Origin of the sequence: Plastoroseomonas hellenica (genome assembly GCF_018129085.1) — a bacterium.
GTDB lineage: Bacteria > Pseudomonadota > Alphaproteobacteria > Acetobacterales > Acetobacteraceae > Plastoroseomonas > Plastoroseomonas hellenica.
In genome coordinates, this window is sequence record NZ_JAAGBB010000002.1 from 205801 (window position 1) to 218608 (window position 12808).

14 protein-coding genes are annotated in these 12808 nt (G+C 69.6%); 11 read left to right on the plus strand and 3 right to left on the minus strand.

Annotated features, from left to right (window positions below):
- Positions 1-3: 3 nt before the first annotated feature.
- The 7 genes from GXW71_RS02605 to GXW71_RS02635 all read left to right on the plus strand — a co-directional run bounded on the left by GXW71_RS02605 (position 4) and on the right by GXW71_RS02635 (position 6586).
- Positions 4-1161 carry a thiolase C-terminal domain-containing protein gene (locus tag GXW71_RS02605; protein ID WP_211850826.1) on the plus strand — a complete coding sequence of 386 codons (1158 nt, stop codon included), beginning with the start codon at positions 4-6 and terminating at the stop codon, positions 1159-1161.
- Entirely contained in the window at positions 1158-1577 is a 420-nt protein-coding gene (locus tag GXW71_RS02610; protein WP_211850827.1) for a Zn-ribbon domain-containing OB-fold protein, read from the plus strand. The genes GXW71_RS02605 and GXW71_RS02610 overlap by 4 nt, the downstream gene beginning before the upstream one ends.
- Positions 1574-2350, plus strand: a complete 777-nt coding sequence (locus tag GXW71_RS02615) for an enoyl-CoA hydratase/isomerase family protein (RefSeq protein ID WP_211850828.1) — start codon at positions 1574-1576, stop codon at positions 2348-2350. The genes GXW71_RS02610 and GXW71_RS02615 overlap by 4 nt, the downstream gene beginning before the upstream one ends.
- A 177-nt stretch (positions 2351-2527) precedes the next feature.
- Positions 2528-3508: a Bug family tripartite tricarboxylate transporter substrate binding protein gene (locus tag GXW71_RS02620; RefSeq protein WP_211850829.1), complete on the plus strand. Its 981-nt coding sequence runs from the start codon at positions 2528-2530 to the stop codon at positions 3506-3508.
- A gap of 7 nt (positions 3509-3515) precedes the next feature.
- Positions 3516-4502: a CoA transferase gene (locus tag GXW71_RS02625; protein WP_211850830.1), complete on the plus strand. Its 987-nt coding sequence runs from the start codon at positions 3516-3518 to the stop codon at positions 4500-4502.
- The gene (locus GXW71_RS02630) at positions 4492-5601 is read left to right on the plus strand and encodes a CaiB/BaiF CoA transferase family protein (protein WP_211850831.1); all 1110 of its coding nucleotides are present in this window, start codon (positions 4492-4494) and stop codon (positions 5599-5601) included. Before GXW71_RS02625 ends, GXW71_RS02630 begins: the two co-directional genes overlap by 11 nt.
- Before the next feature lie 34 nt (positions 5602-5635).
- A complete protein-coding gene (locus GXW71_RS02635) occupies positions 5636-6586 on the plus strand; it encodes a Bug family tripartite tricarboxylate transporter substrate binding protein (protein ID WP_211850832.1) in 951 nt (316 codons plus the stop codon).
- Positions 6587-6614: 28 nt separating this feature from the next.
- On the opposite strand, the gene GXW71_RS02640 is transcribed toward GXW71_RS02635, so the two are convergent.
- Complete coding sequence (locus tag GXW71_RS02640) at positions 6615-8096, minus strand: MDR family MFS transporter (protein WP_211850833.1); 1482 nt, start codon at positions 8094-8096, stop codon at positions 6615-6617.
- Positions 8097-8177: 81 nt separating this feature from the next.
- On the opposite strand from GXW71_RS02640, the gene GXW71_RS02645 reads away from it, so the two are divergent.
- A complete protein-coding gene (locus GXW71_RS02645) occupies positions 8178-8960 on the plus strand; it encodes an NUDIX hydrolase (RefSeq protein ID WP_211850834.1) in 783 nt (260 codons plus the stop codon).
- 9 nt (positions 8961-8969) lie between these two features.
- Here GXW71_RS02645 and GXW71_RS02650 read toward each other — a convergent pair whose 3' ends face one another.
- Positions 8970-9950, minus strand: coding sequence for a tripartite tricarboxylate transporter substrate binding protein (locus GXW71_RS02650; RefSeq protein WP_211850835.1), 981 nt, complete (start codon positions 9948-9950; stop codon positions 8970-8972).
- 226 nt (positions 9951-10176) lie between these two features.
- Between GXW71_RS02650 and GXW71_RS02655 the strand changes: the two genes are divergently transcribed.
- The 3 genes from GXW71_RS02655 to GXW71_RS02665 all read left to right on the plus strand — a co-directional run bounded on the left by GXW71_RS02655 (position 10177) and on the right by GXW71_RS02665 (position 11877).
- Positions 10177-11136 (plus strand): hydroxymethylglutaryl-CoA lyase, encoded by a 960-nt coding sequence (locus tag GXW71_RS02655; RefSeq protein WP_211850836.1) that lies wholly within the window; start codon positions 10177-10179, stop codon positions 11134-11136.
- A 100-nt stretch (positions 11137-11236) separates the two neighbouring features.
- Positions 11237-11473 carry an antitoxin gene (locus GXW71_RS02660; RefSeq protein ID WP_456315981.1) on the plus strand — a complete coding sequence of 79 codons (237 nt, stop codon included), beginning with the start codon at positions 11237-11239 and terminating at the stop codon, positions 11471-11473.
- Positions 11470-11877, plus strand: coding sequence for a type II toxin-antitoxin system VapC family toxin (locus GXW71_RS02665; protein ID WP_246526215.1), 408 nt, complete (start codon positions 11470-11472; stop codon positions 11875-11877). The genes GXW71_RS02660 and GXW71_RS02665 overlap by 4 nt, the downstream gene beginning before the upstream one ends.
- 26 nt (positions 11878-11903) lie before the next feature.
- On the opposite strand, the gene GXW71_RS02670 is transcribed toward GXW71_RS02665, so the two are convergent.
- Positions 11904-12755 (minus strand): IclR family transcriptional regulator, encoded by an 852-nt coding sequence (locus tag GXW71_RS02670; RefSeq protein ID WP_211850837.1) that lies wholly within the window; start codon positions 12753-12755, stop codon positions 11904-11906.
- Positions 12756-12808: the final 53 nt, after the last annotated feature.

The following is a 12808-nucleotide window of genomic DNA, read 5'->3' on the forward strand; positions in this document are numbered from 1 at the left end:
GCCATGCCACCCGACACACCCCTTGCGCGGCCTGCCATCGGCGATGTCTGGCCGATGCGCGACAAGGTCGCCTTCGCCGGCATCGGCACCACGCGCTATGGCAACTTCCCGGAGACCGACAGCTACGGCCTCGGCTGCGAGGCGCTGAACGCGGCGCTCGACGATGCCGGGCTGAAGCCCTCGGATATCGACGGCCTCATCGTCAACCGCATTCCGACCTATGAGCGCTTCGCGGAGATGATGGGGATCAATCCCCAATTCTGCCTGCTGACCGAAGCGCCGGGCCGCTTCTCCGGCGTGTCGCTGGCGCTCGCCGCGCAGGCGATCGCGAGCGGCGCCGCCAAGACCGTGGCGTTGGTCTACGGCAACAATGGCCGCTCGGTGCGCATGATGTATGGCGGCGGCGACAGCCAGTGGAGCCCCTGGGGCATGACCAGCCCGGGCGCCATCCACGCCATGATGTGGCAGCGCCACATGCACCAGTTCGGCACGACCCATGCCGATCTCGGCCATGTCTCCAAGGCCTTCCGCGACCATGCCTGCCTCTACCCGGATGCGGTGATGCATGGCCGTCCCATCACGCTCGAGGATCATGCCAATGCGCGGCCGATCTGCGAGCCGCTGAAGCTGCTCGATTATTGCCTGATCAATGACGGCGCCGTCGCCTGGATCATGACATCAGCCGAGCGTGCCCGCGACATGAAGCGGCCGCCGGTGCTGCTCTCCGGCTATGCGCGGCAGGACGCCTTCCACTACGGCAGCGCGCCGCCGGACGATTTCTGGCACCCGACGCTCTCCGCCACGCGCAGCGTCTATGACCGTGCCGGCATCGGGCAGGAGGATATCCAGGGCCTCGGCATCTACGACAATTTCTCACCGACGGTGCTGTTCAGCCTGGAAGGCCTCGGCTTCTGCAAGCAGGGTGAGGGCGGCGAGTTCGTGCGCGGCGGCACGCTCAGCCTCGGGCAGGGGCGCTGGCCGACCAACACCTCCGGCGGGCATCTCTCGGACAGCTACATGCAGGGCTGGGGGATCATCGCCGAATGCGTGCGGCAGCTCCGCGACGATTGCGGCGCGCGCCAGATCCCGGATGTGCAGGCCATGCAATACATCTGCGCCACCAACATCGCCCAGAGCCTGATCCTCAGGAGGGACGCATGAGCCTCGCAACCCGCCCGAAGCCCCAGCTCGACAACTGGAACCGCGCCTTCTGGGAAGCCTGCGGCCGCGGTGAACTCACGCTCCAACGCTGCAAGGCGACGGGGAAGTGCTTCTTCCCGCCGGCGCCGGTCTCGCCCTTCACCGGGCGCCCCGAATGGGAATGGATCACCGCCTCCGGCCGCGGCGAGCTCTGGTCCTACGTGGTGTTCCACCAGAACTACTTCGCGGGGATGAAGGACGAGCTGCCCTATCCGGTCGTGATGGTGAAGCTGGATGAGGGTCCCTTCCTGCTGACCAATCTGGACGGCATGTCGGCAGCGGATGCGAAGATCGGCATGCGCCTCGCCGTCCGCTTCCCGGGCGGGCCGGAAGGCTTCTCCCTGCCGCAATTCGGGCCGGAAGGAGCGGCGGCATGAGCAGCCCGATCGAGATCACCCCGCATGATGGCTGGGCGGAGCTGCGCATCGACCGCGAGGACAAGCGCAACGCCATGAACCGCGCCAGCCGCGACGGGCTGATGCGGGCCTTCGAGGATCTCAGGAGCAAGGCCCGCGCGATCGTGCTGACCGGCACCGGCGCCAGCTTCTGCGCGGGGATGGACCTGAAGGAGCGCGAGGAGGACCGCAAGGCCGGGATCGAGGGCGCTGGCGATGAGTGGATCGCCGTCAACATGGCGATCCGCGCGCACCCGGCGATCTTCATCGCGGCCGTGAACGGGCTGGCGCTCGGCGGCGGCGCCACGCTGATCAATGTCTGTGACCTCGCGGTCGCCAGCACCAAGGCGAGCATCGGCTGCCCGGAGATGGGGTTCTCGACCTACCCCGGCATGGCCGGTCCCGCGATCCAGCTCTCCGGCGTGACCCGCAAGCAGGCGGCCTGGCTGGTGCTGACCACCAACCGCATCGACGGCGCGACCGCCGAGCGCTGGGGCATGGTCAATGAATGCGTGGAGCCCGATCGCCTGCTGCCGCGCGCGCGGGAGCTGGCGCGACAGGTTGCACAATTCGACGCCGTGGCGCTGGCCGAGAGCAAGAAGGCGCTCGACCGCATCCCGGGCTTCATCACCGACTGGCAGGAGGCGATGGATCACGGCCAGATGGTGAACCTGATGATCCGTTCGAAGACCAGCGCGCAGGCCGAAGGCAATGCGCGCTTCGCGGCCGGCATCAAGAACCCCGGCCAGGGCTGAGCGTCCGATGACCGAAGGGGCCCGACGTATACGTCGGACGGCCCGGAGGTCTGAATCGGCCGCTCGACTGACCCAAGCGTCCGATGACCGAAGGGCCGAACGGCCCGGAGGTCTGAATCGGCCGCTCGACTAACAAGTGCGGCAGCCCGACCAACGGGCGCCCGAGGAGCGATGTCCATGCGTAGAACCAATCCCGGTGTCCTCGGGCGCCGGAACCTGCTGGCCATGCCGGCGCTGCTCCTGGCAGCAGGTGCTGCACAGGCGGATGCCTGGCCGACGCGGCCGCTGCGCATGGTCGTGCCCTATACGCCCGGCGGCGGCACCGACAATCTCGGCCGTCTGGTCGCCCGGCAATTGGCGGAGAAGCTGCGCCAGTCGGTAGTGATCGAGAACCGCGGCGGCGCCGGCGGCAACATCGGCGCCACCGTGGCGGCGCAGGCGAGTGATGGCCACACCTTGCTCTTCACCGGCAACGGCATCGCGATCAGCGACCTGCTGTTCCGCAACCCCGGCTTCGACTGGCGGCGGGACTTCATCCATGTCGCGCGCTTCGCCAGCACGACCATGCTGCTGGTGGTGAACCCTGCGGTGCCGGCGCAGAACCTCGCCGAGTTCATCGCCTATGCCCGCGCCAACCGGGACAAGCTGAACCACGGCACGCCGGGTGCCGGCACCTCCCAGCACCTCGCTGCCGAACTCTTCGACGACATGGCCGGCACCCGCATCATCCATGTGCCTTATCGCGGCACCGGTCCCTCCGTCGCCGGCCTGCTGGCCGGCGAGGTGGAGGTGATGTTCGCGAGCGTCAGCGCGGTCGAGAGCTTTGTCCGGGAAGGCAAGGTCCGGGCGCTCGCCACCACCGCTGCCCGCCGCGCCCGCGCCTGGCCTGACTTGCCGGCGATCGCGGAGGCGCTGCCCGGCTATGCGGCGGAACTTTGGTACACCATGGCCGTGCCGGCGCGGACGCCCGAGGCGAATGCGACGATCCTCGAGAATGCCGCGCGCGACGTGATGGCCGACCAGGCCTTCGGGCAATTGCTCATGGAGCGCGGCTTCGAGCCGGATTTCCTCGGCAGCCGGGCCCTGACCTCGGCGCTGGAAGCGGACGCCGCGCTCTGGGGACCGGCCTTGCGGCGCATCGGCATCAGGCCGGAGTGAGAATCCCATGACCGCACCCTTCGCCGGCAAGCGCGTGCTGGACCTCTCGGGCTTCGCGCCGCAGCGGCCGCATGCGCTGGCGATCGCGATGGCCGGCAAGCTCGCGGCGCAGTTCGGCGCCACCGTGATCCGGCCGCTGCCGCCTGGAGGTGACAGCCTCGCCGCGTTGCCGCCATTGCTGCCCGACGGATCGAGCGCCCTGGCGCGCTTCCTGCTCGCCGGCCGCACCGGTGGCGATACCGGCGGCGCCTTCGACGCGGCGATCGGGGATGCGGCGGCGGTGATGGCCGCCGATGCCGCGCTCCGCGTGCGCATCAGCGTCTTCGGACCCGGCGAGGATCCGCCGATGAGCGAGCTCGGCCTGCTCGCCCTCTCCGGGATCCTCGCGGCCGTGCATCCGGAGGGCGAGGCGCCGCATCGGCTTGGCGGGCACCAGGCGGCCTATGCGGCAGGGCTTGCCGGCTTCACGGCGATGGCGGCCGGGCTGCGCGCGGGGATGCGCGATATCGCCGACATCTCCCTCTTCGACACCGCCTGCTGGCTGAACTGGAAGGCGGCGGCGACGGTGGTGCTGCTCGGCGCCGCGGCTGCGGCGAAGGACAAGGAAGGCCGCGGCGGCTGGCACACCATGCGCGCCAAGGACGGGCATGTGGCGCTGGTCTATATGGCGAAGGACTGGCCGCCGCTCCGTGACCTGATCGGCGATCCCAGCCTGGCGGAGCCGCGCTTCGCGACCCAGCGCGCGCGCGGCGAGAACATGGCCGCGCTGAACGCCGTCATGGCGCCCTGGTTCGCCGCGCGCACCCGTGCCGAGATCACCGCCGCCGCCCAGGCCAAGCGCATCCCGATCGGGCCGGTGCTGAGCCCGCGCGAATTGCTGGCCGATCGCCAGCATGCTGCACGCGGCTTCATCGGCCCCGAGGGCACGCCGCGCCTGCCGATCCGGATCGACGGCGCAGCGCCGCAATGGATGGAGACCGGCCATGCCGCATGAGGTCCCGCGATCCCCGGAAGGCCCGGGCGGCGCCGAGCCTCGGCACGCGGATGCGTCGCGGCGCGGCGGGCCGCTCGCCGGCATCCGCGTCGTCGATCTCGGCTGGCTGACCGCCGGCGCCGCGAGCTCGGCGTTGCTGCTCGACCTCGGCGCCGATGTGGTGAAGGTGGAAGGGCCGGGCGCGCTCGACCCCTTCCGCGACTGGAGCGGCGCCGATGCAGCCAGCGACTGGTGGAACCGCTCGCCCTTCTACAACTTCACCAATCGCGGCAAGCGCTCGCTCTGCCTCGACCTCAAGGATCCGCGCGGCCTCGCGGCGCTGATGCGCGTGCTGGAGGGCGCCGACGTGCTGGTGGAGAACTACCGGCGCGGCGTGCTGGCGAGCTTCGGCCTGGCGCCGGAGATGCTGCGGAAGCGCTTCCCGCGCCTGATCATCGCCAGCATCTCCTCCCAGGGGGAGGATGGGCCGGAGCGGGACATGGTCTCCTTCGGCTCGACTTTGGAAGCGACCGGCGGCCTCGCCGCCCTGACCGGCCCTGCCGAAGGCGATCCGCAGATCACCGGGCGCAACATCAACTACCCGGACCAGGTGGTCTGCCTCTTTGCGACTGGCGCCATCGTCGCGGCGCTGGCGCAGCGCGATGCGACCGGGCAGGGCGGGCATATCGACCTGTCGCAGCGCGAGCTCACCAGCTTCCTGCTGGGGGAAGAGCTGATCGCGGCGGCGGCCGGCGTGCCGACGCCGCGCCAGGGCAATGCCGATCCGGCAGCACCCGGCGAAGCCGTGCTGCCGGATGGCGAGGGTTGGCGGGCGGTCTGGGATGGCGGTGAGGCGCCGGTCAGGGATGGCGCGGCGCTCGCCGCCTCCCCGGAATTCGCGGCCGGCACCGCGATCCTGCGTGCGCCGGACGGACAGCCGGCCAAGGGCACGCCCTTCCGCTTCGGCACCTGGCCCGCCGGCATCGCGCGCGGCCCCTCCGGCCTCGGCGAGGACAACCGCGCGGTGCTGGCGGAAGCCGGCCTCACGCCGGAGGAAATCGCAGTGTTGGAAGCGGCAGGCGTGGTCGCGACGAAACCGCGGAGGGCACCGGCGCAATAGCCTGAGACCACCTATAAATCCGGGAGGAACGACAATGCAGAGAAGGCACTTCCTGGGCAGCGCCCTGGCCGCCGGCCTGGCGCAGCCGGCGCTCGCCAATCCGAACTGGCCGGACCGGCCGGTGCGCTTCATCATTCCCTTCCCGCCCGGTGGCGGCACCGATATCTGCGGCCGCCTGATCGGCCAGCGCTTCTCCGAGATATTCCGCCAGCCCTTCGTCGTCGACAACCGCGGCGGCGCCGGCAGCATGATTGGTACCAGGGCGGCAGGGCAGGCGCCGCCCGACGGCTACACCTTGCTGTTCAACGGCACCCTCTCGGTCATCCGCGACGGCTTCGATCCGCGGACCGTCATCCAGCATGTCGCGCGCGTCGCCATCACCCACAACATCCTCGTGGTGAATGAGCGCGTTCCCGCCTCGACGGTGCCGGAATTCATCGACTATGCGCGGGCGCGGCCGGGGCGGCTGAACCACGGCACAGCGGGCCCGCTGACCTCGCAGCATCTCGCCGCGGTCATGTTCGACCTGATGGCCGGCACCAAGATCGAAAACGTGCATTACCGCGGCACCGGGCCCTCCGTCGCCGGCATCCTGACGGATGAAGTGCAGCTCATGTTCGGCTCCATGAGCGCGGTGCTGCCGCTGATCCAGGAAGGCAAGGTGAAGGCTCTGGCGACCGCTTCGGCCCGCCGTTCCCGGCTATTGCCCAATCTGCCGACGGTCGGTGAGTTCGTCCCCGGCTATGCGGCCGAGCTGACCTATTCCGTCAGCACGCCGCATGGCGTGGCGCCGTCCATTCTCCGCCGGATCGAGGAAGGCGCGCGCCAGGCGGTGGCCGATGGCCCGGCGCTGGAAGGCCTGCTGAGCCGCGGCTTCGAGCCGGCCTATGAGACCGGCGACAGCCTGAACCAGGCGATCGATGCCGACATGCGGCGCTGGGCGGATGTCTTGCAGCGCGCCGGCATTAGATTGGAGGATTTGTGAGGAGATAGTGGCCTGTGGGTCTGCCGTTCTATTTCGCGCGCAGCGGGATCTCCCGGATAGCGAAGGCGGCGAGGGTCGCCGTGGCCATGATGCCCGCGGAGACCCAATAGACATGCGCGAAGGCGGCTGCCAGCGCCGCCGCCATGCCGCGCACCTGGTCGGGCGGCATGGAAGCGCGCAGGTGCGGCTGGAACAGCGCCAGGCCATTGCCGAAGCCGGCATCGCCGAGCCGGCCGACCAGCAGCGCGATCAGCGCCGCGGTGCCGAAGGCGCCGCCCATCAGGCGGAAGAACATCATGCAGGACAGGCCGATGCCGGCATCGCGCGGATCCAGCGCGTTCTGCAAGGCCACGGTCATCGGTGACATCTGCCCGCCGAAGGACAGGCCGAGCAGCAGGGTCAGCCCCAGATCCACCGGCAGCGAATGGCCGAGGCCGAGCATCGCCAGCAGTGCGCAGGCGAGCGTCGCCATGGCGCAGCCGGCGATCGGGAAGATGCGGGTGCGCCCGGTGATGGTGATGATCTGCCCCGCGACGAAGGACCCGGCGACGGTGCCGACCGTCATCGCGATCAGCCGCACCCCGGCCTCGCCGGGCGGCAGGCCCAGCAGCAACTGGTAGTGCAGCGGGATGATCAGGATCAGCGCGAGCATCACGATGGAGGTGAGCAGCGTCACCAAGCTGCCCAATGCGAAGACGCTGTTGGCGAAGAGGCGGATCGGCAGCATCGGCTCCGGCGCCCGCTGCTCCCAGAGGATCAGCGCGACGAGGAAGCCGATGCCGATGCCGAAGCCCGCCAGGCTGTCCGGCGAGGTCCAGGACCCCGTGCGCTGCACGGCGCTGATGCCGAGCAGCAGCGGCGTCGTGGAGGCGAGGATCAGTGCCGCCCCCAGCCAGTCGATCACCGGCTTGCCCTTCGGCAGCGGCAGGCGGCGGAGCTGGTGCCAGGTCATGCCGAAGGCGAGCGCGCCCAGCGGCAGGTTGATCCAGAAGATGTAATGCCAGGACAGGCTGTCGCTCAGCACGCCGCCGAGCACGGGGCCGACGACATTGGCGGTGGCGAAGGTGACGGAAAGGTAACCCTGGTACTTGCCGCGCTCGCGCGGCGGCAGGATGTCGCTGACGACAGCGATGGCGACCGAGCGCAGCCCGCCGCCGCCCAAGCCCTGCACGACACGCGCCGCGATCAGCCAGGGCATGCTCTGCGACAGGGCAGCCAGGATCGAGCCGGCGACGAAGATGCAGACGCAGACCAGCAGCACCGGCCGCCTGCCATAGAGGTCGCTGAGCCGCCCATAGATCGGCGTCGTGACCGTGGAGGCGATGAGATAGGCGGTGACCACCCAGGCCATCTCGTCCCAGCCGCCGAGGTCCTGCGCGACGGCCGGGAGCGCGGTCGCGATGATGGTCTGGTCGAGGGTCGCCAGGAACATCGCCAGCGCGACGCCGAGCATGATCGTGCGGATCTGTGCATGGGTGAACTGCGGCGGTGGCGCGGTGTCGGTGATCATGCCGCATTCTGGGCCGGGTCGCCCGGCGAGGCGAGGGGGGCTGGGGTTGCGGCGCGTATCGGACAGCGCTCAGATGCGGGTATGAGCGACACGACCTTGACCACCGAACGCCCGATCGCCGAGCCGAAGCTCGCCGCCACCGTCCTGCTGCTGCGGGACGGCGCCGCGGGTCCCGAAGTCTTCATGGTGGTGCGCCATGGCGACATCGCCTTCGCCGGCGGCGCCCTGGTCTTCCCGGGCGGCCGGCTGGATCCCGCCGACCGGGTGCTGGCGGAGGCGCATGGGCTGGAGGGCGATGCCGGCGCGCTCCGCTTCGCGGCGTTGCGTGAAACTTTCGAGGAGAGCGCCATCCTGCTGACGCGGGAGGCGGCGCCGGCCGATGTCGCGCTGCGCCGCGGCTGGCAATCCGCGGTCTGCGCCGAGACGATCGGCTTCGGCACCCTGCTGGCGGAGCAGGGGCTGTCGCCCGCGCCGGAAGCATTGGTGCATTTCGCGCATTGGATCACGCCGCCATCCCGCCCCAAGCGCTTCGACACGCATTTCTTCCTCGCTGTCGCGCCGGCCGCGCAGGAAGCGGCGCATGACGGGGGGGAGGCGGTGGATTCGCTCTGGATCTCGCCGCGGGTCGCGCTCACCGAGGCCGATGCCGGCCGGCACAAGCTCGTGGTCGCGACGCGGCTGAATCTGATGCGCCTCGCGCGCTTCGACAGCGTCGCGGCGATCCTGGCGCATGCCGCCGCGACCCCGGTGGTGACGATCCGGCCGCGCTCGACGGAGACGCCGGAAGGGCGGCTGATGCACTTCCCGATCGAGGCCGGCTACGGGCTCGAGACCTATCTCTCGAACGATCCGGCTGCGATGTAGGTGACGCGTCTAAGCCCGGATGTTCGCCCGCTGGATGATCGCCACCAGCTTGGCGACCGACTGGTCGAAGCTGCGCCTGGTGCTGGCCGGATCCATCGGTTCCGCGGGGACGAAGCCCTGCTCCTCCAGCAGGTCGCGCAGCTCGGGGTCGCGGAGTGCTGCGACGGCGGCCTGGTTGAGCCGCGCCACCCGGTCGGCGGCGGTCGCGGAAGGCACGAAGAGCACGTTCATGCTGACGCATTCATAGCCGGCGAGGCCCGCTTCGCTGATCGTGGGAATGCCGGGCAGGGCGCGCAGATGCTGCAGCCCGGTCAGCGCGATGGCGCGCAGCCGCCCGGCCTGGATCCCCGGAATCGCCGGCGGGATGGTGCAGAAGCTCATGTCGACGCGGCCGGCCATGACGTCGTTCAGCCCGGGCGCGGTGCCGTTGTAGGGGATGTGCAAGGTCTCGGTGCCGGCCATCGCATTGAACATCTCGGCCGCGAGATGCCCGGCGCCGCCGACGCCGAAGGATGCGTAGGTGAGCGCACCCGGGCGCGCCTTCGCGTGGTCGATGAGCTCCCGCACCGTGCGCACCGGGAGGTCCGGCCGCACCACCAGCAGATAGGGGATCAGCGTCAGCACCGCGACGGCGGTCAGGTCGCGCTCGGCGTCATAGGGCGTCTGCGTGCCCATATGCGACATCAGCGCCATCTGGGTGCCGCCGGAGAGCACGGTGTAGCCGTCGGGATCCGCGCGCGCGACATACTGCGTGGCGAGCATGGTCGAGGCGCCGGGGCGGTTCTCCACCACCGTGGTCTGGCCGATGTGCTGGGAGAAGCGGACGCCGAAGGCGCGCGCCATCAGGTCGACGGAGCCGCCCGGCGTATAGGGCACCACGAGCTTGAGCGGGCGGTTCGGGAAGGGGCCGCCGGACTGGGCCGAGGCGGTGCCGGCCAAGCCGGTTCCCAACGCGCCGGCAAGGCCGGCGAGGGCGCGTCTGCTGATCATTCCTGTCTCCTCCTGGCCCGCGCGCCGTTCGCCGACGCTGCGGTGGCGCGTCTTGAATATTCGCTATGCAAATACTCTATTAGCTTTTAGTCTGCCCCGCTTCCGGCTATGGGATCAACCGCCTTTGTCCGCCGTCGGGGTGCTCTTGGCCGCCGTCCCGGTCGCAACTGTCGCACCCGCTGCCCAGGTGGCATGCTGCGACCCAGAAACACGAGGGAACACTTCCATGTCCGACCTTCCGAAACACGTCCATGTCCAGGAAGAAGGGCCCCGCGAGGGCTTCCAGATCGAGCCCGGCCCGATCTCGACCGCCGACAAGATCCGCCTGATCGAAGCGCTGGCCGAAACCGGCCTCAAGCATATCCAGGTCTGCTCCTTCGTCAGCCCGAAGGTGGTGCCCGGCTGGGCCGATGCCGAAGCGGTGGTCGAAGGCTTCAAGGCCAAGCCCGGCGTCCACTACACCGCGCTCTGGTTCAACGAGAATGGGTTGAACCGCGCGCTCGCCTTCCGCGACAAGCTCACGATCGGCGGCTCGATCTCGCTGACCGCGTCCGAGGCCTTCACCAAGAAGAACCTCAACCGCACCCATGCCGAGAACCTGACGGCGATGAAGAAGAACGCGACCGCGCATATCGCGGCCGGCGTCGCGGTGAAGCGCCTCGGCGTGATGGCCGCCTTCGGCTGCAACTACCAGGGCGACATCACGCCGGCGCAGGTGGTCAGCACCATCGAGGACGGCCTGAAGATCGCCGCCGAGGTGGGGGCTGACATCACCGATTTCTCGCTGGCCGACACCATGGGCTGGGCGATCCCGCCGCGCATCGAGCGCACGATCGCCGAAGTGCGCAGCCGCTGGCCGGAGAAGCGCATCACGCTGCACCTGCACGACACGCGCGGCCTCGCGGTCGCCAATGCGCATGCCGCGATCAAGATGGGCATCGACCGCTTCGATGCGACGGTCGGCGGCCTCGGTGGCTGCCCCTTCGCGGGCCAGAAGGGTGCCGCCGGCAACATCTGCTCGGAGGAGCTGGTGCTGCTCTGCCAGGAGATGGGCATCGAGACCGGCGTCGATCTCGACGCGCTGATCGAGGTCGGCCGCATGGCGGAAGAGATCGTGGGGCACCAGCTCCCGAGCGAACTCATCCACGCCGGCAGCCTGGATGCCTTCAGGCGGAAGGCCGCCTGAACTCACGATGGGCGGCCCGCATGGGCCGACCCTCCCGTGGCCCTTGATCTGGCCTCCTGCTCGGCATATGTCACCGGCATATGCCAGTGGAGGCAAAGCCGTGCCCCAAGCCCGCCATGTCCGGCTGTTCCGCAACGGTCGCAATCAGGCGATCCGCATTCCGGTCGAATTCGAATTGCCCGGCGACGAGGCGATCCTGCGGCAGGACGGCGATCGGCTGATCATCGAGCCGTTGCGCAAGCGCGGCCTGGTGGCGCTGCTCGCTTCCTGGGAGCCGCTGGCCGAGGATTTTCCTGAGATCGACGACGCGCCGCCTCGGCCGGAACGCGTGCTTTGAGCTACCCCTACCTGCTGGACACCAACATCCTCTCAGACCTTATTCGAAACCCGGCCGGAAAAGCTGCGCAGCGGCTGCGTACTGTCGGCGAGGACGCCGTCTGCACCAGCATCATCGTTGCCGCCGAGCTGCGCTATGGCGCAGCGAAACGCGGATCGGCGCAGCTTCTGAAAAGGGTGGACGATGTGCTGGCCGAGATTCCGGTGCTGCCCTTCGACGTACCGGCCGACACGGAATACGGTGGCATCCGCGCCGGGCTGGAAGCCGAAGGTCGGTTGATCGGCGGCAACGATTTGCTGATCGCCGCCCATGCCCTGGCGCTCGGGGCGGCGATCGTCACCGCCAATGATCGGGAATTCCGGCGCGTTCCCGGCCTCCTGGTGGAGAACTGGCTCGCATCGTGACGTCGCTCCGAGCGTAGCCGGGTTCGTCACGCCACCCTTGGCCGTAGCTGCTGCGGGCTGAGCCCGTGCCGCAGCATCTTCGCCAGCTCGACCAGGCGCGGGCCGACCTCGGCGCGGAGCTTCGCCGGGCTCAAGGTGACGGCGGCGGAGCCGCAATTGACCGCGTAGGGGACGGAGCCGTCCGGTGCCACCACCGGCACCGCGCAGGTGTTGTAGCCCTTGTGCAGCACGCCGGTGTTGATGATCCAGCCATGGCTGCCGTACTCGGCCAGCGCACGCGCGAATTCGCGCTTGGCGGCGGCCCAGCGCTCGGCATCCTTGGCCTCGATCTCGGCGATCGCCGCCGCGCGCTCCTCCTCGCTCACGCCGACCAGCCAGGCCCAGCCGAGTGCGGAGGTCGAGAGCGGCACGCGCGAGCCGATGCGCAAATTCATCAGCAGCCGGTTGTCGCTCTCGCAGCGCTGCAGCACCACCATGTCGAGCCCGTCGCGCACCGCAAGCGCCCCGGCGCCCTCGAAACTGTTCGCGAGATCCTGCAGATGCGGCCGCGCCAGCTCGGCGATGCCGAGCCCGGCGATGGCACTGTGGCCGAGGCGGAGCGCCGGCAGGCCGGGGCGCAGCTTCTCGCCGGGCACCGTCACCAGCACGCCGAGCTTCAGCATGGTATGGCAGAGCCGCCAGACGGTCGGCTGCGGCAGCTTCGCGCGCTTCGCCAGCTCCGATCCGCTGAGCTCCGGCTGCTCCGCCGTGAAGCATTCCAGCAGCTTAAGGCCGCGCGCCAGGGCGGTGACGAATTGCCGGTCCTTCTTCTCGGTGGGCGGCTTCGCGACGGCTGAGTTTGACGGCGGGATCGTGGTGTCGGCTTTGGTTCGGGCCAAGGATGGCTCCTGGTGGGATGCAGGGGTGGTTTACGGCCGCGGCGTCGCCGCCT

Coding starts and splice junctions, on each gene's coding strand:
- GXW71_RS02645 (WP_211850834.1), top strand. CDS start 8,178: ATGAGCGACACGACCTTGACCACCGAACGCCCGATCGCCGAGCCGAAG.
- GXW71_RS02605 (WP_211850826.1), top strand. CDS start 4: ATGCCACCCGACACACCCCTTGCGCGGCCTGCCATCGGCGATGTCTGG.
- GXW71_RS02620 (WP_211850829.1), top strand. CDS start 2,528: ATGCGTAGAACCAATCCCGGTGTCCTCGGGCGCCGGAACCTGCTGGCC.
- GXW71_RS02655 (WP_211850836.1), top strand. CDS start 10,177: ATGTCCGACCTTCCGAAACACGTCCATGTCCAGGAAGAAGGGCCCCGC.
- GXW71_RS02635 (WP_211850832.1), top strand. CDS start 5,636: ATGCAGAGAAGGCACTTCCTGGGCAGCGCCCTGGCCGCCGGCCTGGCG.
- GXW71_RS02650 (WP_211850835.1), bottom strand. CDS start 9,950: ATGATCAGCAGACGCGCCCTCGCCGGCCTTGCCGGCGCGTTGGGAACC.
- GXW71_RS02630 (WP_211850831.1), top strand. CDS start 4,492: ATGCCGCATGAGGTCCCGCGATCCCCGGAAGGCCCGGGCGGCGCCGAG.
- GXW71_RS02615 (WP_211850828.1), top strand. CDS start 1,574: ATGAGCAGCCCGATCGAGATCACCCCGCATGATGGCTGGGCGGAGCTG.
- GXW71_RS02625 (WP_211850830.1), top strand. CDS start 3,516: ATGACCGCACCCTTCGCCGGCAAGCGCGTGCTGGACCTCTCGGGCTTC.
- GXW71_RS02610 (WP_211850827.1), top strand. CDS start 1,158: ATGAGCCTCGCAACCCGCCCGAAGCCCCAGCTCGACAACTGGAACCGC.
- GXW71_RS02640 (WP_211850833.1), bottom strand. CDS start 8,096: ATGATCACCGACACCGCGCCACCGCCGCAGTTCACCCATGCACAGATC.